Consider the following 20,391-nt stretch of genomic DNA (forward strand, 5'->3'; position numbering starts at 1 on the left):
TGCACCCTGTCGCTTTTCAGTCCTCGTTCGACTTCGCGTTATCGAGAATCATGTAGTCGAGCGGCAGTTGCGTCGAATACTTGATCTGCTCCATGGCAAAGGCTGACGACACGTCGCGGATCTCGATCTTCGCGATCATGCGCTTGTAGAAGGCGTCGTAGGCGGCAATGTCAGGCACCACCACGCGCAGCAGATAATCCACGTCGCCACTCATGCGATAGAACTCGACCACTTCCGGGAAGTCGGCAACGACTTCCGAAAAGCGACGCAGCCACTCGATCGAGTGTGTCGCCGTCCGGATCGACACGAAGACCGTGACCTTGGTGTTGACCTTTTCCGGATCGAGGATCGCGACGCGGCGCTTGATCACGCCGTCCTCTTCCATCTTCTGGATGCGCCGCCAGCATGGTGTCGTGGAAAGCCCGACCTTCTTGGCGAGGTCGGCAACGGCCAAAGTCGAGTCTTCCTGCAAAAGGCGCAGGATTTTGCGGTCAAGACGGTCCATCTGGAAAAAGCCCCTTCGAATTTATTTTCTCTGTATAGCGCGATTCCGACTGGATTAAAGAATTTTTTTTCAGCCGAGCAACGCGCCGAGCCGTTCCCGCAACACAGGCAGCAACTCCTCCCCGAACCAAGGGTTACGGTTGATCCAACCGGTGTTGCGCCAGCTCGGATGCGGTAACGGCAGAATTGACGGCCGATGTGTCGATGAAAGCGTCGTGCGCCAAGCCCGTACCGTCTCGGTCATATTCTTGCGGCGTTCGGTGCGCATGTGCCAAGCCTGCGCACACTGGCCGACTGCGAGGATAAGCTCGATCTGGGGCATCGCCGACATGACCCTGCTTCGCCACTGCGGCGCACATTCGCGCCGCGGCGGTAAATCGCTGCCCTTCGCATCGTAGCCAGGGAAACAAAAGCCCATCGGCACAATGGCGAAACAGTCGGGGTTGTAGAACGTTTCCCGATCGACCTGCAACCAATTCCGCAGGCGATCGCCGGATGCATCGTTGAACGGCAGGCCGGTCTCGTGAACCTTAAGACCTGGTGCCTGCCCCGCGATCAATATCCTCGCCTTCGACGAAATCACCGCGACCGGCCGCGGCTCATGCGGCAACCGAGCGTCCGCTCCGCCAAGCGGCGCGTCACGACAGATCCGACAGGCGGCAATCTCTTTGCGAAGAACATCGAGAGCCAGCTCGTCCGGCGCAGCCTTGCCCTTCACCACCCACGCCGCCCCATCATGCCGCGGGCATCGCCGTCAGCCGCGCTTAACTGTCCCGAATAGACTGTCTCGGCATGAGCGTTCAGCTTCGCCGCAACTAGCCAAAAGAACGACAACAGAGCCACCGCCGTCACGCCGCCGCGCATCACTCTGAACCCGGGCGTCACGCTTTCGCCTCCTTAAAAAACAAATCCTTGGCAAAGATGGCTAACATCATCTTAAGAATTGCCGTTTAGGGTCTAAACACCCGCGGATCAAGTTTCAACGTACACCATGAGTATCGGCGTTAGCACATCGAGCGATAAGAATATCGTCGACAAGTCACGCAGTCACCGAAACAAGCCAGTGTCGAAGGCTGTTCGGCTGACGCGGGAGCGCCTGCAGTCGAGCCATGCGGCAAGCGGCGCATTCGATCGCGACGTGCTCGTGATGTACGTCAATGCCGTCCTCCAAGGCGCATCGATCGTTCCGCTTTTCGTCACGATCATTGCCGCTCTCGGCGTCTATTTCACCGAAAACACGCAGATCTTTCTATGGGCGCTTCTGACGCTGACGGCCCATGCCACAAACGTGTTTCTCGCCCGCCGCGCCCGCCGCCAGGAAATCAACGCGACGATCGCGCGCAAATGGCGCCGTGTCCTCTTGCTTGGGCAATTCATGGTCGGCTGCTGCTGGGCTGTGTTCGCCCTGCAGGACTGCACCGCGTGTGAACCGTCGAGCTTCCTGCTTTACAAAGGCGCCACGTTACTCATTGCGCTCTCGATCACGGCGATGTCGAATTTCATGCTGACACCGTCAGTGCTCATTACCTTCGCGCCGGTCGTGTTCGGACTGATCGCCAAGGCCGGGCTTTCCCGCGAAATCCTCGAAATCAGCCTCACGGCCGTGTTCACCACGACGGTCATCCTCTTCAACTACATCAGTGACCGGCTCTTCCAATCCAACCTGAGGATCCTCGCCTATCAAGCCGAAAAAGACGATCTGATCGCTGAACTGGAAGTCGCAAAGTCGATGTCAGACGAAGCACGCCGCCGGGCGGAGGAAGCCAACCTGGCGAAGTCGCGTTTCCTGGCTTCCATGTCGCACGAACTGAGGACACCCCTCAACGCCATCCTGGGATTCTCGGAGGTCATGTCCGCGGAGGTGATGGGGCCGCTCAACAACCCCACCTACAAGGAATACACCAGCGATATCCATCGCTCTGGCGAGCATCTCTTGAACCTCATCAACGAAATCCTCGACCTATCGCGCATCGAGGCCGGCAAGTACGAGCTAAGTGAAGAGGCAATCTCGCTGCTGAACATCTCGGAAGACTGCATCGGCATGGTGCAGTTGCGTGCGCGCGGCAAGAACATCACCATCTCGCAACAGTTTGAGTCCGAGTTGCCCGCCGTCTGGGCGGACGAGAAATCGCTGCGCCAGGTCATCCTCAACCTGCTTTCGAATGCCGTGAAGTTTACGCCGCAAGCCGGCGAAATCCACGTCAAGGTCGGCTGGACGGCGGGGGGCGGCCAATACGTCTCGATCAAGGACAATGGTCCGGGGATTCCGGAAGAAGAGATCCCGGTTGTTCTTTCTGCTTTTGGCCAGGGCTCAATTGCGATCAAGAGCGCCGAACAAGGCACCGGCCTCGGTCTGCCGATCGTTCAGGCAATCCTCGCCAAGCACGACGGCCAGTTCATTCTCAAGTCGAAGCTACGCGAGGGCACCGAAGTCATTGCCATCCTGCCCGCAAAGCGCGTGCTTCAGACTGTCCCGGCCGTTGGCGATGCGCCGGCGATCCCTCGCAAGCGCCGGAGTTTCGCATAAGCTTACAATGCGCCCGGAAAACAGAGACCTCCTAGTCCTGCAGTCATTGTCGGTAGAGTGGGGCTCGCTCAACGTTTCGAACTCACCTCCCCCGGCGTCACCCAAAGAGCAGATGCCTACCAATCGTAAACAGCAGGAACACGCCACATGCCGCAATCATGCAGAGGACGGCGAAAGAGCCGAGGTCCTTGGCGTGCTTGCCCACCATCGAGATTTCGGGCGAAATCCTGTCAATGACTTCTTCAATCGCGGTGTTCAGCGCCTCGACGGCAAAGAGTGCGAGAAACAGCACGACCGCGATCATCAGCTCGCCAAGCGTGACGCCGACGGCGATCAGAAGGACAAGTGAGACCGCGAAGAACAACAACTCCTGCCGGAACGCCGCCTCCTTGATCAGCCGCCGAAAGCCGCCCAGTGAATAGCTGGCGGCTGCGAAGAAATGGCTGATGCCGGTGAGTTTTGTCACGGCAGGTTTCATCAAATGCCCTCATCGTCCTTCGATGGCGGCCATTGTCGCCTTCGGTCAGAAATTGCGAATACCGATTAAACTTCCCCGCGGCAAGAACTCTGTCATCAACCTGTCACAAGCCTGAAGGCTCAATGCTTGTTGCTGACGCCTGCCTGCGAGAAGGTCGCCATGCCGGAATGGCAAGCGGCCGCTGCCTTGACAATCCCGGCTGCCAGCGCCGCTCCCGTCCCCTCGCCGAGCCGCATGCCGAGAGCCAGAAGCGGCGTCTTGCCAAGCATCTCAATGGCCCGCAAATGCCCCGGCTCGCCAGAGACGTGGCCGATCAGGCAGTGATCAAGCGCTGAGGGATTGGCAGCTTTCAGGATGGCGCCGGCGGCGGTCGCGACATAGCCGTCGATTAGAACCGGGATCCTCTCGACACGCGCTGCAAGGATCGCCCCGGCCATCGCCGCGATTTCACGACCACCAAGACGGCGCATGATCTCTAGCGGATCGTCCAGATGATCGCTGTGCAGCGCAACCGCCCTTTCGACTGCCGCAATCTTGCGCTCCAGCATTTCTCCTTCGGAGCCCGTACCCGGACCAACCCAATCACGCGCCGTGCCACCGTAGAGGGCGTAATTGATCGCCGCTGCGATCGTCGTGTTGCCGATCCCCATCTCGCCTATGCAAAGAAGATCGGTGCCGCCCGCGATTGCTTCCATTCCAAATGCCATGGTCGCCGCGCAGTCACGCTCGGACAAAGCAGGCTCTTCGGTAATGTCGCCGGTCGGGTAATCGAGGGCGAGATCGAAGACCTTCAAACCGAGGTCATAGGCCACGCAGATCTGGTTGATCGCCGCCCCGCCAGCGGCGAAATTCTCGACCATCTGCTGTGTCACGGTAGGCGGGAACGGCGAGATGCCCTGCCTCGTGACGCCATGATTGCCGGCGAAGATCGCCACCAGTGGCCGGTTGACGGCGGGCGCCCTGCCCGTCCAGGCTGCGAGCCAGAAGGCGATTTCCTCGAGCCGTCCGAGCGCGCCGGGCGGCTTCGTCAACTGCGCATCGCGCTCGCGCGCGACGGCCAGCGCCTTGGCATCCGGTCCCGGCAGATCGCGTAGAAGTGCCCGAAAATCGTCGAATGGCAGGCCTGAAACGCTCATGAATGCGGTTTCCTTGTCTTGGTCGGTAACTTGTGTTTTCGCTGCAAATCAGCTTCTTTCGTCGCCACTCTCTTAAAGGCAGGCGCCGAGGCGAACAACTCCTAAAGCGCTGCATATGGTCGCGGAGACAGAGCCAAAATGCACATCGGAAATTATGCGACCGACCTTGCTCGTTCCGTTGCCTTCCTCAGCCGCATTCCGATGCCCTCTTTCGCCTTCAGCGGCTTCGACGGCAAGCTGGACAGAGCCTCCCGCGCCTTCCCCACTGCAGGCATTTTCATTGCGCTCCTCCCCGCCCTCGTCTTCTTGCTGATGATTGGCTTAAACGCCGACCGGCTGATGTCGGCGTTCTGCGCGCTTGCCGTACAGGCGGCACTGACCGGCGCGCTGCATGAGGATGGCCTTGCCGATTGTGCCGACGGCCTCGGTGGCGGGCGCGACCGCGATCATGCGCTCTCGATCATGAAGGATAGCCGCATCGGGACCTACGGCGCGATCTCGCTGATCCTGTCGTTCGCTCTTCGAGCCGCGGCACTTGCCGCGATCGCGCGCGCAGCGCCGCCCCTCGCCGCAGCGGATGTTATCCCGGCGATCGCCTGCATCAGCCGTGCTGCGATCGTCTGGCATTGGCATCGGCTGCCGCCTGCCAAACCCGACGGCGTCGCTGCGGCGGCCGGACAGCCGGCTGAAGGCGCGATGCAAATGGCGCTCGTCTCCGGCTGCCTCTTGTCTGCTCTGATGCTCTGGCCGAGCCTCGGTCTCCTGCCCCTCGTCTGTGCCCTTCTGGCCTGTGGTTTTTCCGCCATGGCCTTCACCCGCATGGTGCGTCAAAAGCTCGCCGGGCACACCGGCGACACCCTTGGCGCGACCCAGCAGATTTCGGAAATCGCTGCCCTCTTCGCCCTTGCCATGGCTTTGTGAAATCTCGATATAGGGTGCATGCAAACACCCTGCATCCACGTCTGCTCGATCGACCCGGAAACCGGCCTGTGCATGGGTTGCGGTCGCACGCTTGCGGAGATCGGCGGTTGGATATCCTTCTGCGACGAGGAGCGCCGGCGGCTGATGGCGTTGTTGCCCGCGCGACTTGCCGCGAGCGGACTGACAATACCATTGCAGCCGAGCACTGAGGCCGGCGCGGAGCAGCATGTATGAACCGTCTAACGATCGTCCTTGCGGTTCTTGGCCTTAGTCTTGCAGTTCTCATCTTCAGCAACGACACGAGCCGCATCTTCGGCATGCGGACCGACGATTTCGGCCGTTTCGTCTATCTGCTTCCGATCGCATTGATGCTGGCCGCGGGAATTTGGGCGCGGCGCGCCAGCGCAAGCGAGACTTTGCGGAACTTGATGATCTGGCTCGTCCTGATCCTCGGCCTTGCGACCCTTTATCTCTATCGGCAGGAGGCACTTGCCGTCGGCAACCGCCTGCTTGCCGGGCTGGTGCCGGGTCGCGCGGTGGTCGTGACCACCAGCGAGGGTGGTCAGGAGGTGATCCTTCACAAGCTCCTGAATGGGCACTACGAGGCCTACGTCACGATCAATGGCCAAAGCATATCGATGCTGGTGGATACCGGCGCCAGCATGATCGCGCTGTCCCGCGAGGATGCCGAGCGAGTGGGCGTCATCCCCGACAACCTCGACTACACGATGAGCGTCATGACGGCCAATGGCCGCACCCGCGCAGCCCGTACCACGCTCTCCGAGGTCGCAATCGGCCCCATTGTCCGCCACAACGTTCCGGCCAGCGTCGCGCAGGACGGCAAACTCGACCAGAGCCTTCTCGGCATGAGCTTTCTTTCGACGCTCGGCTCGTTGCAGATACAGACCGACGAACTTCGGATGCGCGACTAGGGCCGGTGGCGCCCTGCCGATCGGCGTTTAGCTCCGCAGCCTGTATCCCGTCTTGAAGATCCAGCCCAGCGTCCCCAGGCAAATCAACAGGAAGAACGAGATCATTCCCAGGCTCACCAGCGGATTGACGTCGGCGATGCCAAAGAAGCTCCAGCGGAAACCGCTGACGAGATAGAGTACCGGATTGAAATGGCTCACCGCCTGCCAAAAGGGCGGTAGCATGCTGATCGAATAGAAGCTGCCGCCAAGGAAGGTCAGCGGCGGCACGACAAGCATGGGAATGAGGTTCAACTGCTCGAAGTTCGTCGCCCAGATTCCGATCATGAAGCCGAAGAGGCTGAATGTGATGGCCGTCAGCAGAAAGAACAGCACCATCATCACGGGATGCTCGATCCTCACCTCCACGAAGACGTTGGCCGTCAACAGGATGATCACCCCGATCATCAATCCCTTTGTCGCCGCCGCCCCGACATAGCCGAGCAGAATCTCGCTCATTGCGACCGGCGCCGACAAGACCTCGTAGATCGTGCCGGTGAACTTCGGAAAATAGATCCCGAAAGAACCATTGCTGATGCATTGGCCAAGCAGCGTCAGCATGATCAGCCCAGGCGTGATGAACGCGCCGTAGGACACACCCTCCACCTCCTGGATTCGAGAACCGATCGCTGCGCCGAAGACGATGAAATAGAGCGACGTCGAAATAACCGGCGAAACGACACTTTGCAGCAGCGTCCGGCGCGTGCGTGCCATTTCGAAGAAATAGATGGATTTGATGGCTTCGGCGTTCATTTCGCCCCTCCGACAAGCGCCACGAAGATATCTTCCAGCGAGCTCTGCTGCGTCGAAAGATCCTTGAAGTGAATGTTCTGCTCTCCGAGCCGGGTCAGCAGGCTGGCAACGCTCTCTTGCTCGGTCTGTGCATCGAAATCGTAAATCAGGCGGCTGCCGTCCGCCGCGAGTGAAAGACCGTTGCCTGCAAAGCACTCCGGCAGCACCTGCAACGGCTCGTTCAACTCGAGAATGAGTTGCTTGCGTCCAAGCTTCGCCATCAACGCGGTCTTATCCTCCACCAGGAGAAGCTCCCCGCCGTTGATGACGCCGACGCGGTCGGCGATCTCTTCCGCCTCCTCGATGTAATGCGTGGTCAGGATGATTGTGACCCCTGAGCGCCGGAGCTTTTCGACGACGTGCCACATGTCCTTGCGTAATGTCACATCAACGCCCGCGGTAGGCTCGTCGAGAAACAGGATTTCCGGCTCGTGCGATAGTGCCTTGGCAATCAGCACGCGCCGCTTCATGCCGCCAGACAGTTGCCGCAGCGTGTTGTCCTTCTTGTCCCATAGCGACAGATCGCGCAGCACCTTTTCGATGTGCCCTGGATTGGGTCGCTTGCCATACAGTCCGCGCGAGAAGCTGACGGTATTCCAAACCGTCTCGAACTGGTCCGTCGTCAACTCCTGGGGGACGAGGCCGATCATGGAGCGCGTCGCCCGAAAATCCTTCACCACATCATGGCCGGCAACAGTCACCGTGCCGCCACTCGGATTGGCGATACCGCAAACAATCGAGATCATCGTCGTCTTGCCCGCGCCGTTCGGCCCGAGCAGCGCCAAGATCTCGCCCCGCTTGACATCAAGGTCGATGCCCTTGAGCGCCTGAAATCCGTTGGCATAAGTCTTGGTGAGATTTCGGATGGAAATGATCGGGGCCATAAAGGGTCTTCTGCCGTCTGCGGCGGGAGTTATGCGGCGCTATATATCCGCTTTGAGTAATTTTGACATCCCGGCACAGATGAACAGAGTATTCACTCGCGTGAAAATGCTGGCGAGAGAAAACATTTTTGCGAGTCCTTGGAAAACTTGGCACCGATCGAATGTCATCAGCCGGTGATATTTCTCAGCCATAAAGACGGCGAGGCAAGCAAGCGCTCTCCGTCCCGCCGCACCCCTTGCGGAGCAGCCGTCTGAGCGATCTCGTTACGCTCCTTTTGCTTCCTCGACACGCAGTAGAGTGCATTATGAGTAATTACATGACCTGACCCGGTTGGGCGCCGCCGCCCACGCCGCGTTCACCTTAGGCCGGCTTTCGAGCTGGCCTTTCCTTTTCAATCGCAATAGACCCTGCCGCCCTGGCGTGCGCGCAGATCGAAGTGGAAATGGTTCCAGTGCTCCGGATTGCTGCCCGGTCCGAGCACCGTGTTGAAATACTTGCAGCTGTCGCTGCGCACGGCCTGCAGCAGCCGGCCTTCCCGGAAGGAGAACAGTCCCTTCTTACGCACGTCAATCTCATGGCCGCTTTTCAGGACGAACTTGCCAACGTCGATCGCGTTACCACGAGCATGCTCGGACATCGGATTGTAGCGCTGCCGACTGTTGTTCATGCGACGGCAGCTATATCCGCCGAGGGGCTGAATGGTCTTGATACCCGACCAGTAGCGAAACCGGGCGGAAGGTGCGAGCTCGTTCTTGACCCATTTGGCGAAGGCAAGGGTCACCTGGCAGTTCAGCGTCACTTCCGGCTGCACGCCGATATTGCCGGAAAGGCCTTGCAGGGAGATCGGATATGGAACCTGGCAGGCAGGGCCCTGCGAGATAGGCGGCTTCTCGGTATAGACGACACCCATGCGCTTCAATTCGCGGCGGCAGGCAAGTTCCGAGGCCGGCATCATGCTCGGAGCCACAGGAGCGGCTGGTTCGCTTACCATCGGCGCGTTCGGATTGTTCGGTCGCAGCATGGCAACCTCCTGCGCCTCGTTTTCCGCCGGCACGCGCGCCGGGGCAACGACCGGCCTTCCATCGGGCCACGCAGGCGCGCTGCCTATCTGCGCCTTTCCTGCCGGCGCCGGGATCCGTGCCCGGTTCAACTGCACCGGATTTTCCGTGCCGATACCATCGACAACAGGCTGATCGGACTGGCCCTCGGCGATCTGTTGCTGTTGCTCCTCGGCAAGGCCAACCACGGGCTCGGCGCCAAGTTCAGCATCCATGTTGACACCACCCTCAGGCACGGCGAGCTGCTGCGTGCCGCCCCAGCTAGAAGGCTGGTTTCGAAGGGATCCGGCCGCACCTTGTGCGCCCGCCATCGCCTCGTCGCTGTCGATCATCGGCAGGCGCCCAGTTGGCCGCAACGTCTGTGGCTGCCCTCCGGCGCGGCTACGTCCCGTTCCCGCAAGATTGGGTGTGTTGAGGTAGTCGACTGATCCGGCAGCATCACCGACGGGCGCATTGGCGACCGGATAGGCCTGTTCAGTTGACGCCGTTTGCATGCGCGCCGCAGCGACGCGACGCTCAGGCGCAGAGATAGATCCCACCCGCGTGCCGTTATCCACCTCACCGGGGGGGATAAGGCCATCGGTCGAACACGTTACCAGCGCCGTCGAGAGCAAGACTGGCAGCACGTACTGCCGAAGAATGGGTACAAGGGCCATGCTCTCATCGCTTCCGAGGAACGGCAGGGATCTAAAACTCAAGCCGAAATTTAATGAAGAACGGTGAACGAAAGCTTACCCGAACCATTGCCGCCCCCGTCCTGAACGAGAAACCGAGGCGGAACAACGCACGCGGAAGGTCCATCCGGAAGCCACGATTTTCTAAAATTGGGTCTGTCCACATCAGGCATGGAAAGTTGCCGCACAACACCACACGAAATCTTAAGTCATTCCAACGATTGTAGGATTGGGCCGTCTAACTTTGGGTTGGGCATGAGGTTTTTCGCTGCTTTCGCTCAAATCGCTGAGCGCCTGCCACCGTTCCGTCGAGACCGCGAGGCTGCCATCGAGGCGCTGCAGCAGGCCCTCGTGGAAAAGCAGCGACGGCTGGACGAGCAGGCGGTCGCCCTCGCCCACAGCCGCAAGATATTCGATCGCTCCTCGGAAGCCGCAAGAATTGGAGTGTGGGAATGCAGCCTGCCGGACAACAGACTTGTCTGGACCAAGATGGTCTACGACCTCTTCGACATGCCCTACGACGCCGATCTCGATCGCTCGGAAATCGTGAAATGCTACTCCCAGGAATCGCTGGCAGAGCTTGGGCGACGTCGCAGCCGCGCGATTGAGGAGCGCAGCGGTTTTACGCTCGACGCGGAAATCGTCACACCGAAGGGCAACACCCGCTGGATCCGCATCACGGCCACCGTCGAATGTGAAGGCGATGTCCCCGTCCGCATCTTTGGCATGAAACTCGACATCACCGCCGAAAAGATGATGTTCGATCAGATCCGCTATCTCGCGGAATTCGACATCCTGACCGGCCTGCCGAACCGCGCACAGTTTCAGTCTGCCCTGCAGCACCTGCCCCTGCGCACTCTCGGCGGCGGTGCCTCGGCTCTCCTGCTCATTGACCTCGACGGCTTCAAGGGCATCAACGACACCTTCGGCCACAAGGCCGGCGACGAGTGCCTCAAGGAAACGGCAGAGCGGTTGTCGGCGGCATGCAAGGGAGCAGACCTCGTGGCCCGCATCGGTGGCGACGAATTCGCGGTCCTCGTCAGTGGCTACGACACTGTCGATAGCGTCAGAGCGCTCGCTGAAACGATCGTTCAGTGTCTTGGCCGCTTCGTCGAACAAAACGGCACCAGAATACTCGTCGGCGCCTCCGTCGGTGTCGCCTTGTTCGACACATCGCTGCGTTGCGACGTTTTCGTTTGCGCCGACTCTGCACTCTACAAAGCCAAGACTGACGGCAAGAACCGCTTCCATGTCCATGAGGCTTCTGAGGCCATCGACAGTCGAAAGATGGACGCCGCCTAATCTCTCGTCCGCCATCCGCCCGGGTCACTTCCGTCAGAAAGGCAGGCGACGAAGCCGCATCTGTGGACTATGATGCCGACACGCTGTCCCGAGGTCCTCGGCAGCGCGGAGGCCCCCATATGGCAGACGGCAAATCTTCGGTCGATACAGGCGCGCGCGACGTTGTGCTGTTGATCGGTCGGTTACTTCTCGCCTGGATCTTTCTGCACGAAGGCACCTCTCTGGCGCTGAATTTCTCCGGTGCAATCGAAATGGCCGCACAGTACGGCTTGAACGTTCCCCTTCTTGTGGCAACGATCGCGCTCCAGATTGGCGCCGGGCTGTCGATTGCAGGCGGGCTTTTGACCCGTATTGGCGCCACTGCGTTGGGTCTGTTTTGCGTCGCGACCGCGACGCTCTTCCACACCAACTTCAGCGACCAGAACGAACTCCTGCATTTCGAGAAGGACCTCGCCATTGCCGGCGGCATGTTCGTGCTCGCAGCCGTTGGCGCTGGCTCTCTTTCCATCGATCGCTGGCTGAGCGAGCGCAGGAAGTAGTGCCGCAACTATTGAATACAGCGAACATGGTTCAAGTCAGCCGCGAAGATCGGTGCACGGCTTCAACGCACCTCACTCGGCAATCGCCGTTCACCCCGATAGGCGCGCAAGATGGCACCAACCGCCTTTGCCGCTTCGACAGCGTTCGTCTGGTAATTGGTAACGGATAATCGCATCACTTGTCCGCCGCGCCACGTCGCTCCACCTGCAAACAGAACACCCTCTCGCTGCAAAGCGGCTATCGTTCGCCTGGTCAGGTCGTCGCCCTGATTAGCAGGCAGGTCCGCCCCAAAGCGTACGATCACCTGGTTGAGGACGACATCATTGCCGATTGCGATGCCCGGTTCGGCAGCAAGCGCCAGAGCGATATCTGTTGCGGCGTCACACGCCTGATCGACCAGGGCCTCGATACCGCTAGCCCCAAAGTGCTTGATCATCGCCCATGTCGCAAAGCCCCGCGCGCGGCGCGACAGTTCCGGGACATAGTGCGAAGGGTCACGCTCGCCCTCGCTGGCAAGCGGCAGATAGCTCGCCGCGATCGTCATCGCGCGCCGGTGCGCCAGTTCATCTCGCACGATCGCGTAGCCGCAATCGTAAGGGGTCTGCAGCCATTTGTGCCCGTCGGTCGCCCAGCTGTCAGCCTCTTCGACACCAGCGGTCAGATGGCGTCGCAGTGCCGACGCCTGCGCCCAGAGGCCGAACGCTCCATCGACATGGACCCATGCGCCCTTTGATTTGGCGATCGGGATCAAGCGACCGAAATCGTCGCAGGCACCTGTATTGATCTGTCCTGCCTGGAGGATGGCGATACACGGTCCGGTCACCTTGGCTGCGGCCTGCTCGAACGCCATCGGCAGGATGCGCCCCTGATCGTCCGTCGCAATTCGCAACACGCGGTCGTGGCCGAGACCAAGAAACTGCAAGGCGGAGAACACAGTTGTATGCGCGTCATCACCAATGAGCACACTAATCGGGGGCGCTGCGAACAGCCCTTTGGCATCGGCGTCCCAGCCCGCGCGCAGCAGCACCTCACCACGGGCAGCTGCCAGACAGGTGAAGTTCGCCACAGTTGCCCCGGTGACAAACCCGACTGAGGAGCCGGCGGGAAGGTCGAGCAGCTGAAGTAGCCAGCGCGCCCCTACGGCTTCGACGGCCGCCGCCGAAGGCGACGCCGTGTGGTTGCCGGCGTTCTGCCCCCACGCGCTCGTCAGGACATCAGCGGCAACCCCCATGGGGTGAGAGCCCCCGATCACCCAGCCGAAGAAGCGCGCACCCGTCATCAAATGCAATCCAGGCTCCGCCCTCGCCACTAGCTCTTCGAGTACGTCGATCATCGGCGATGACAGTTCAGGCAGCGGGGCGCAAAAAGCCTCCACGGCGGCGGCGTAATCCAACAAAGGATAATGGGGGCGGCTGTCGATCGCGTCGCGAAAACGCGCTGCATGGGCAGCCGCGATCGAAAACAATTCCTTGGTGCTCACGGCCCGCCTCCCTTATGACGCGCGCATACACACGCAACATGGCTGCCAACTCTGCCGTGCGAAGAATAGCCTGAACCCTATGCTCGTGCCAGTCGAGCGCTAAACGCGCAACGACGACGCCCGAGACCATCAGCCCCCCGCGCTGCGACACGCGGTCGGGCCCAAGTCGCCGCTGGATGATCGGGCCGTATCGCGCTTCTCGTTGCCATACAGCTCATTCATGATCTTGGCGAGTTCGACGGCATGGCTTTCCGTTAAGCCATACAATATCTGCCCGCCGAAGAATGCAGGCTCTTCAGTCTGGTTGTCCCACACCATCCATTGATCGAGCGGGTCGCAAATGACGTCGTAGCGTAGTTGATCGGAACTATACATGGGTAAATTGCCTTAAGAACCCTACCCGCTTAAGCCCCTGACTGTTAATGCGCTCTTGCTTCCGACTTCCAATTTAGCGCGAACGATTTCTTGTCCTGATGATCGGGAATCCCAGAAAGTGCCAGGACAAGGCAGTACCCAAACCCACCGGCGCGATTACCCCGATGTTGCCGCCGCGCAAAACGCAAGCCAGAAGTCCCGCGACCACGCCGACGATCACCAGATCGATCAGGCACGGCCGTGACTCAGGTGATGATTTCTCTCCCATGATATCGGCTTAGGCCATCCGCCGAGGTTGCAAAAGGCCTCGCGCCGCTAACGCCTAACAAAGTCTGAAGATCACTCGCGATGCATCCATGGGAGGCATCAGAAGTGCCGATTTGAAACGCCTGCCGCCGCTGGCGCGGTATAAATTCAACACATCCTCATCATCGTGCAGGAACACTGCCCGTCACGATGCGATCAGTCTTCATCACGTCTATCTGCGGCCAATTGGACGCAGCCTCGGTCGCCGGACGACTACCGACTGCCAGAATTGTGATCAAACCAGCCACGACGGCAGTAAGGAGCAATCCACTGTAGGTCATTGTTTCTAGCCTCGATCCTGTGGTTTCCCAGCCACTGCGGCGCAAACTGATACGAGACGCTAAATGAAAGCCTAACGAATATGGTTAATGCGCACCGTTTCCATGTTTGGGACGTGAGCTGTGGATAACTAGTCGTTCCCCCCGCTTGGCGCAGACCGCTGCGCAAAGAGCCGCTTCAAGGCCTCCACCCTCTCTGCATCGATGTTCGCGTCCGTCACGGCGATCCAGCCATCGATATAGTGCGCAGGCGCATAGACGTGGCCGAACCCCATGGGAGCGCTCGTTGCGATCGCCACATCGACCAGCAATTGCAGCATCGTCAGCGCCGGAAACCAACGCAAGCTTGGTGAGACATCGGGCCCACGCGGATGCCTCATCCAGGCCGGCTCCCGATAAAAGGAATTGGGATCGAAGAATGTCACGGCATCGCTGGCATATTGGAGATAGACGATGCGAATAGGTCCCCAGCTTGCACCGGGAATAGACAACTGGTTCGTCTGGCTGGTGAACCGGATAAGGGATCCGTCGCGGAACCGTGGCAGCCACGCCGGCGATTGAGGCTCGCGCGCCGCCGTCACCTCTCGCCACATCCTGCTTGCAAAGGGCGGACCGCTCCACAGCGCCCCCTGGAAAGGATCCGCCACGATGTCGAAGATATCGGCAGAGACCTGAGAATTGAGTGCTCCAAGGCTCAGTCCGTGGAGGTAAAGCTTCGGTCTTTTTTGCCGCGGCAACGTCGTCCAGTAGCCATAAACGTCCCGGAACAATGCTCTGGCAGAGGCCGAGCCATATTCCGGCTCGACGAGCAGTGATAGCCAACTTGCAAGATACGAATACTGAAGGCCGACACTGGCCACATCCCCGTGGTGCAGATATTCGAGTGTGTCCATTGCCGCTGGATCGATCCATCCGGTTCCCGTAGGAGCGATGATGACGAGAAGCGAGCGTTCAAATGCGCCTTGCCGCTTCATCTCTTCAAGTGCGAGCTTTGCGCGCTCTTCGATTGTTTCCGCGTTATTGAGGCCGACGTAGGTTCGTAGCGGCTCGCGCGCCGGCGTCTTCCAGAAATCGCTGATCTCCGCGGCTGTCGGCCCTGATGCGATAAAACTGCGACCCTGCCTCCCAAGTCCCTTCCAGGTGACAAGCGAGGCAGCGCTTCCAGTCTTTGCCGGATCACTGGGCATAGGCACGCCATCTTCCAAAAGCGCATCGACCCTCTGGAACGAACGATCGGCCAGATGCAAAGCCGCGCGCAGCAGGATGCCATTCACCACAGACCAGAAAAGCGCGATCGCAAGAATACCACCGATCACCTGAGAGACGCGGCGCGGCACAAAGCGCGATAGCCATTCAGACAAGAACAGACACGTCAGCCGGAACAGCCTGCCGATCAGAACCGCAATGAAGAAAGCGACGATTGCGACGAAGGCAACGCTGAAGGGCTCAGCCGTATCGACGCGTTCCATGTGCCACAAGTCGCGGATCGAATTTTGCCAGTCGGCAGTCCGCCAAAGGACGAGCACAGACAATATTGCACCAAGCCCGCAAACGACTATGTTGCCGGCCAGTCTTCGCCCGACCGGCATCGGCAGTTCCAGGTATTTCCAAAGGCAGGTAAAGGTTACTCCGAACAGATACCCGGCGGCGGCAGCGATGCCGGACAGTGCACCTTGAACGAAGAACGATCGTGGCATCAGGCTCGGCGTCAGCGACGCGGCAAAGAAGATGAAGCCAAGCGCCAACCCCGACGTCGAAAGCGACACGAATAGGTGCAGCAGCAAGCGCTTCATGCTTTCCTCTCACACTTTTAACACCGATATTGTGCGCTGCGCTGTGCTCGCCCACGCAACCATCAAAGCCGGCCGGCGATCGGTTACGAGACGCCATGCACCTTACTATCTGAAAGCACAAACTCAAGGGACGCACGCTGAGGTAGGCTCCATGCAAAAAAGGCTCCCGAACACCACCGGGAGCCTCCGCTTCGATGCCGATCCGTCGTTCAAGCGGCGCGGGACATCGGCCTTGTGCTGCTACCAGTCGCGCGCAGTCTGAAACTGGCAAGCAAGGTGTTCAACTGTCGGCTTTCCTCGGCCAGTGTCTGGCTAGCAGCCGTCGTCTCCTCGACCATCGCGGCATTCTGCTGGGTCATCTGGTCCATCTGGTTGACCGACGTGTTGATCTCGTTGAGGCCCGTCGCCTGCTCGCGCGCCGCGGTGGCGATCGAGGTGACGTGGCTGTTGACGCGATTGACCAGCTCCTCGATTTCGAGCAGCGCATCACCGGTAGAGCGCACCAGCATCACGCCGTTGCCGACTTCGCTTGCCGAGGTGCTGATCAACACCTTGATCTCCTTCGCGGCATTGGCGGAGCGCTGCGCAAGCTCACGCACTTCCTGTGCGACGACGGCAAAACCGCGTCCCGCCTCGCCCGCACGCGCAGCTTCGACGCCGGCATTGAGCGCGAGCAAGTTCGTCTGGAAGGCAATCTCATCGATAACACCGATGATCTGGCTGATACGGTTCGACGAATCCTCAATCCGGTTCATTGCCGTGACGGCATTGCGGACGATATCGCCCGATTTGCCGGCGCTGGTCTTGGTTTCCGCCACCATCTCGCGGGCTTCCGCCGCACGTTCGGAAGCAGTCCGCACGGTCGCGGTGATTTCATCGAGCGCCGCCGCCGTCTCTTCGAGCGCAGCCGCTTGCTGCTCGGTGCGCTTCGACAGATTGTTCGTCGCCTCGCTTATATCGGCGGCGCTGTTATTGACGACGCGGGTCGATTCCGCGATCGCCTGGATGACGCTGTTCAGCGCGTCGACGGCCGAGTTGAAGTCAGAACGCAGCTTGGCGTAGTCCTCGCCAAGGTCTCCGATGGACACGGTCAGGTCGCCGGCAGCCAGTTTCTCGAGCCCGGCACCGAGCGACTGGATGGCAAAGGTCTGGCGATCGGCTGCCGAACGCCAGTTTGCCTCGTTGCCGCGACGCTCCTCCTCGATCTCAAGCTGGTGCTGGTTCTCGCGGTCCCGCATCAGCGCCCGCTCGCGGACCGAATCCCGCAATACAAGGAGAGATTTCGCCATTGCCCCAATCTCGTCGCGCCGGTCATGATCGACAATGTCGACCGCGTCGCGTTCTTCGGCAATCGCGTTCATCGCGCCCTTCAGCCGGGCAACCGGCGATGTCACGCTACGAACGATACCAAAGGCAACGCCGATGATGATGATCGCACCGACGACGCACGCACCGGCAGCCCAGATCGCGTTCTGGCGGTAGAGCGCGGCAAGATCGTCGGCATAAACGCCGGTGCCGACCACCCAGCCCCAGGGTTCGAAGCCGACCACGTGAGAATATTTGAGCACCGGATCGGCCGCACCCGGCTTGGGCCAGTAATAATCGACGAAGCCTTCGCCGCTCTTCTTCACGGTCTTGGCGAACTCGACGAAGATGAGCTTTCCGGTCGGATCCTTGTTCTGGGACAGATCCGTTCCGTTCAGCTCCGGTTTGATCGGATGCATGATCATTGTCGGATGCATGTCGTTGATCCAGAAGTAGCCGCTGCCGCCGTAGCGCATGGCCGAGATCACGTCCTTCGCCGCCGTCTGCGCCTGCTCCCGCGTCATGGCGCCGGACTGTTCCAGCTTGTAGTATTTCTGGAAGATGGCGATCGCGGTCGCATCCATTTGTGCAAGACCCTGCTTGCGCTCGCTCTCCAGCTTGGAGTGTGAATAGTTGAGGAAGAATGTGATGGCGAGCACCAGAATGGTCAGCGCCAGCCCCACGAGTGAATAGAGGCGAGTGGAAATCTTCACGTTACGCATTGGGCCCCGGCAGTTCAGAATTTGATCACAATGAAATACTGCTATGTGGGCCTTACCGTATCGTGAACTTAAATTAGATGTCGCTTATGTTCAGTAGGGTAAGCATTCCAGCCATTGAAGCAGCTTTCTGGGCAAGGCGCTGATTTGTCTAGAGAAAAGAAGATCGATACAAACTGCGCTAGGTAACTTCTCGTAGAACCATAGTAGCAGATCCGATGACGTCTCCGACGCGCCGCGTTTCGCTTCCGAGCCATCTGCGCTACGGTCCTTCCGGAATCGTTATCCTCTTCCCGAAACAGGAGCCCTCAATGACCGACAACGCCAAGCCGAACGGCGCGCTTACTCTTCGCACCGTGGCGATGCCCGCCGACGCCAATCCGGCGGGCGACATATTTGGTGGCTGGGTTATGGCGCAGATGGACCTTGCCTCGGGCATCATGGCTTCCGAGCGCGCCAAGGGCCGCGTTGTCACCGCTGCCGTCAAGGAGATGGCCTTCGCCCTCCCCGTTAAGATCGGCGATACGCTCTCGGTCTACACAACGATTGTGGCTGTCGGTCGCACCTCGATCACGCTCTCGGTCGAGGCATGGGCAACGCGCGCCCGCTACAACAACATGGAACAGGTGACTGCGGCGACCTTTATCATGGTCGCGCTTGACGAGAGCGGAAAGCCGAAGCCGGTTCCCGCGGAGTAGGCAACCGATACGGTTGCTTCCCACGAGGTCCTTGTCCACATCAAGGTGCTGATGGGGATGTGATCTCGCTTTGCTGCCGCGGCGGCTGACGGGTATAGCCGACGTTATCCAGCCTCCGGTTAAGGCCTTATGCCGCCCATCTCGGCTTGGCCGGCTCCATGTTTCTCTTCATCATCCACATCTGGTGGTGGGAGTATCGGCTGCAGGCCATTCCGGTGCTGCATATCGGCATCTACCTGTTTCTGGTCTCCTTCTGCCTGTTCGTGATGCTTTGCGCGCTTCGCTCGACGGCATGCGGCTATGAGGATTATTCCTACTCAAGCCGGCGCTGGTTCTTCGGCACGCTGCACGTCCTCGGACAGGCGATAAGCAACTTTTTGGTTGCCAATCGAGGGCAGATGTGAGATTAAAAAGGCAACCAGGAGGCTGCTGATATGTCTGATCGCATCGAGAAGGTCATCGAACTGAATGCTCCGGTCGAGCGTGTCTGGAAAGCCATCACCGATCACCGCGAGTTCGGCGAATGGTTTCGCGTACAACTGGACGGCCCCTTCGTGCCGGGCGAAAATTCGACAGGCCACATCACCTATCCCGGCTACGAGCACATTCGCTGGCAGGCGACGGTCAAGCGGATGGAGGAGCCTGAGCTCTTTTCCTTCACCTGGCATCCCTACGCCATTGACCCCAAGGTCGACTATTCCGGGGAAGCGCCGACCCTTGTCGAGTTCCGCCTGGAACCGACGCCATCGGGTTCACGCCTGACGGTGACAGAATCGGGTTTCGATAAGGTCCCGGCGCATCGCCGCGAGGAAGCCTTCCGCATGAACGACGGCGGCTGGGCCGAACAGATCAAAAACATCAAGGAATACGTCGATCGCTAACGTCGAACTCCACCCCGAGAAAGCGGCGATCCTGTTTGCCGCCTTAGGAGACCCGACGCGCCTGTCCCTACTGACAGCCCTCAGCGACGGGCGGGAACGCTCGATTGCGAGCCTGTCGGTCGGCACTGTGCTTACCCGGCAGGCGGTTACGAAACATCTGCATGTACTGGAACAGGCCGGCCTCGTCCGCTCCACGAAAGTCGGCCGGGAAAGCCATTACTCTTTTCAACCCAATCGGATCGGTGAGATGCGCGCCTATCTCGACAGCGTCTCGCGGCAATGGGATGACGCGCTCGAACGCCTGCGCGCCTTCGTGGAACGCTAGGCTTCCGGCGCGCCAGCCAACCTGGCAGCCCCTAGCCTCTCGCCGAGCCAGAACACAGCAAAACCGGAGAAAACGAGCAGCGTGATCACTTCCTGCATCGTTTTCAGCTGTGCCGTCGTATAGACTGACGAGCCGATGCGGTTGGCCGGCACGGCAAGGCAGTATTCGAAAAAGGCGATCGCCCAACTGACGACAATAGCGATGAACAGTGCGGCGCCCCTGTGCTTGAGATGCCCATACCAGGCGAAGGTCATGAAAATATTCGACGCAAAAAGCATGACGATCGGCCAGACAGCGGCCGGGAAGGCAAAAGGCATGGGTGATTCCCGACCTTAAAACTGGCGCCAGCATGTATCGCCAAAGCTCTCCGCTGCAAGAGGCCGCGCGCCGCCTCGCGCTCGTCCGTCAGCCGAAGCACGACCTCTAAAGGTTCCATTCAAGGATCC

22 protein-coding genes and 1 pseudogene are annotated in these 20,391 nt (G+C 59.9%); 10 read left to right on the forward strand and 13 right to left on the reverse strand.

The annotated features are described in order from the left end of the window. Positions 1 to 16: 16 nt before the first annotated feature. From BN77_RS14525 to BN77_RS32150, 3 genes are all read right to left on the reverse strand, one after another. A complete protein-coding gene (locus BN77_RS14525; protein ID WP_007533095.1) occupies positions 17 to 505 on the reverse strand; it encodes an Lrp/AsnC family transcriptional regulator in 489 nt (162 codons plus the stop codon). 69 nt (positions 506 to 574) lie between these two features. Next, on the reverse strand, positions 575 to 1,222 hold the full coding sequence (locus tag BN77_RS14530; protein ID WP_007533097.1) for a uracil-DNA glycosylase family protein: 648 nt from the start codon (positions 1,220 to 1,222) through the stop codon (positions 575 to 577). Continuing rightward, entirely contained in the window at positions 1,219 to 1,389 is a 171-nt protein-coding gene (locus BN77_RS32150; protein ID WP_007533100.1) for a hypothetical protein, read from the reverse strand. Before BN77_RS32150 ends, BN77_RS14530 begins: the two co-directional genes overlap by 4 nt. Positions 1,390 to 1,495: 106 nt before the next feature. Between BN77_RS32150 and BN77_RS14535 the strand changes: the two genes are divergently transcribed. After that, positions 1,496 to 3,031, forward strand: coding sequence for a sensor histidine kinase (locus BN77_RS14535; protein ID WP_007533102.1), 1,536 nt, complete (start codon positions 1,496 to 1,498; stop codon positions 3,029 to 3,031). 97 nt (positions 3,032 to 3,128) lie between these two features. Here the strand turns inward: BN77_RS14535 and BN77_RS14540 are convergent, their stop codons facing one another. Both BN77_RS14540 and cobT read right to left on the reverse strand, forming a co-directional pair. Beyond that, positions 3,129 to 3,509, reverse strand: coding sequence for a diacylglycerol kinase (locus tag BN77_RS14540; protein WP_007533105.1), 381 nt, complete (start codon positions 3,507 to 3,509; stop codon positions 3,129 to 3,131). Positions 3,510 to 3,628: 119 nt separating this feature from the next. Next, positions 3,629 to 4,645, reverse strand: coding sequence for a nicotinate-nucleotide--dimethylbenzimidazole phosphoribosyltransferase (gene cobT / locus BN77_RS14545; protein ID WP_007533107.1), 1,017 nt, complete (start codon positions 4,643 to 4,645; stop codon positions 3,629 to 3,631). Positions 4,646 to 4,783: 138 nt separating this feature from the next. Here cobT and BN77_RS14550 point away from each other — a divergent pair, with 138 nt between their 5' ends. From BN77_RS14550 to BN77_RS14560, 3 genes are read left to right on the forward strand one after another with little or no spacing between them, the layout of a single operon-like run. After that, entirely contained in the window at positions 4,784 to 5,566 is a 783-nt protein-coding gene (locus BN77_RS14550) for an adenosylcobinamide-GDP ribazoletransferase (RefSeq protein ID WP_007533109.1), read from the forward strand. An 18-nt stretch (positions 5,567 to 5,584) separates the two neighbouring features. After that, positions 5,585 to 5,800, forward strand: coding sequence for a DUF1289 domain-containing protein (locus BN77_RS14555; protein ID WP_007533111.1), 216 nt, complete (start codon positions 5,585 to 5,587; stop codon positions 5,798 to 5,800). Further along, positions 5,797 to 6,498 carry a TIGR02281 family clan AA aspartic protease gene (locus BN77_RS14560; RefSeq protein WP_007533113.1) on the forward strand — a complete coding sequence of 234 codons (702 nt, stop codon included), beginning with the start codon at positions 5,797 to 5,799 and terminating at the stop codon, positions 6,496 to 6,498. The genes BN77_RS14555 and BN77_RS14560 overlap by 4 nt, the downstream gene beginning before the upstream one ends. A 27-nt stretch (positions 6,499 to 6,525) precedes the next feature. On the opposite strand, the gene BN77_RS14565 is transcribed toward BN77_RS14560, so the two are convergent. The 3 genes from BN77_RS14565 to BN77_RS14575 all read right to left on the reverse strand — a co-directional run bounded on the left by BN77_RS14565 (position 6,526) and on the right by BN77_RS14575 (position 9,925). After that, on the reverse strand, positions 6,526 to 7,287 hold the full coding sequence (locus BN77_RS14565) for an ABC transporter permease (RefSeq protein ID WP_007533115.1): 762 nt from the start codon (positions 7,285 to 7,287) through the stop codon (positions 6,526 to 6,528). Next, the gene (locus BN77_RS14570) at positions 7,284 to 8,210 is read right to left on the reverse strand and encodes an ABC transporter ATP-binding protein (protein ID WP_007533117.1); all 927 of its coding nucleotides are present in this window, start codon (positions 8,208 to 8,210) and stop codon (positions 7,284 to 7,286) included. Before BN77_RS14570 ends, BN77_RS14565 begins: the two co-directional genes overlap by 4 nt. A 392-nt stretch (positions 8,211 to 8,602) precedes the next feature. Further along, a complete protein-coding gene (locus tag BN77_RS14575; RefSeq protein ID WP_007533121.1) occupies positions 8,603 to 9,925 on the reverse strand; it encodes an extensin-like domain-containing protein in 1,323 nt (440 codons plus the stop codon). Positions 9,926 to 10,198: 273 nt separating this feature from the next. Here BN77_RS14575 and BN77_RS14580 point away from each other — a divergent pair, with 273 nt between their 5' ends. Both BN77_RS14580 and BN77_RS14585 read left to right on the forward strand, forming a co-directional pair. Next, entirely contained in the window at positions 10,199 to 11,245 is a 1,047-nt protein-coding gene (locus tag BN77_RS14580; RefSeq protein ID WP_007533123.1) for a GGDEF domain-containing protein, read from the forward strand. A 119-nt stretch (positions 11,246 to 11,364) separates the two neighbouring features. Continuing rightward, entirely contained in the window at positions 11,365 to 11,784 is a 420-nt protein-coding gene (locus tag BN77_RS14585) for a DoxX family protein (protein ID WP_007533125.1), read from the forward strand. A gap of 62 nt (positions 11,785 to 11,846) precedes the next feature. Here the strand turns inward: BN77_RS14585 and BN77_RS14590 are convergent, their stop codons facing one another. The 4 genes from BN77_RS14590 to BN77_RS14610 form a co-directional block, all read right to left on the reverse strand. Continuing rightward, complete coding sequence (locus BN77_RS14590) at positions 11,847 to 13,265, reverse strand: pyridoxal phosphate-dependent decarboxylase family protein (protein ID WP_007533127.1); 1,419 nt, start codon at positions 13,263 to 13,265, stop codon at positions 11,847 to 11,849. 129 nt (positions 13,266 to 13,394) lie between these two features. After that, complete coding sequence (locus tag BN77_RS14595) at positions 13,395 to 13,640, reverse strand: hypothetical protein (protein WP_007533129.1); 246 nt, start codon at positions 13,638 to 13,640, stop codon at positions 13,395 to 13,397. Positions 13,641 to 14,355: 715 nt separating this feature from the next. Continuing rightward, positions 14,356 to 16,017: an alpha/beta hydrolase gene (locus tag BN77_RS14605; RefSeq protein WP_007533133.1), complete on the reverse strand. Its 1,662-nt coding sequence runs from the start codon at positions 16,015 to 16,017 to the stop codon at positions 14,356 to 14,358. A gap of 209 nt (positions 16,018 to 16,226) precedes the next feature. Beyond that, on the reverse strand, positions 16,227 to 18,044 hold the full coding sequence (locus BN77_RS14610) for a methyl-accepting chemotaxis protein (protein WP_007533135.1): 1,818 nt from the start codon (positions 18,042 to 18,044) through the stop codon (positions 16,227 to 16,229). Positions 18,045 to 18,352: 308 nt separating this feature from the next. On the opposite strand from BN77_RS14610, the gene BN77_RS14615 reads away from it, so the two are divergent. The 4 genes and pseudogenes from BN77_RS14615 to BN77_RS14630 all read left to right on the forward strand — a co-directional run bounded on the left by BN77_RS14615 (position 18,353) and on the right by BN77_RS14630 (position 19,945). Continuing rightward, entirely contained in the window at positions 18,353 to 18,739 is a 387-nt protein-coding gene (locus tag BN77_RS14615) for an acyl-CoA thioesterase (protein ID WP_028744706.1), read from the forward strand. Positions 18,740 to 18,790: 51 nt separating this feature from the next. Next, positions 18,791 to 19,086 (forward strand): annotated as a pseudogene (locus BN77_RS31415) (hypothetical protein); the annotation flags it as partial. Positions 19,087 to 19,173: 87 nt separating this feature from the next. Continuing rightward, positions 19,174 to 19,620, forward strand: a complete 447-nt coding sequence (locus BN77_RS14625; protein WP_007533141.1) for an SRPBCC family protein — start codon at positions 19,174 to 19,176, stop codon at positions 19,618 to 19,620. Further along, positions 19,613 to 19,945 (forward strand): ArsR/SmtB family transcription factor, encoded by a 333-nt coding sequence (locus BN77_RS14630; RefSeq protein ID WP_051177146.1) that lies wholly within the window; start codon positions 19,613 to 19,615, stop codon positions 19,943 to 19,945. Before BN77_RS14625 ends, BN77_RS14630 begins: the two co-directional genes overlap by 8 nt. Here BN77_RS14630 and BN77_RS14635 read toward each other — a convergent pair. Further along, complete coding sequence (locus tag BN77_RS14635) at positions 19,942 to 20,262, reverse strand: DMT family protein (protein WP_007533145.1); 321 nt, start codon at positions 20,260 to 20,262, stop codon at positions 19,942 to 19,944. The two genes, BN77_RS14630 and BN77_RS14635, sit on opposite strands and share 4 nt — an antisense overlap. Positions 20,263 to 20,391: the final 129 nt, after the last annotated feature.

This window comes from Rhizobium mesoamericanum STM3625 (assembly GCF_000312665.1).
Lineage (GTDB): Bacteria > Pseudomonadota > Alphaproteobacteria > Rhizobiales > Rhizobiaceae > Rhizobium > Rhizobium mesoamericanum.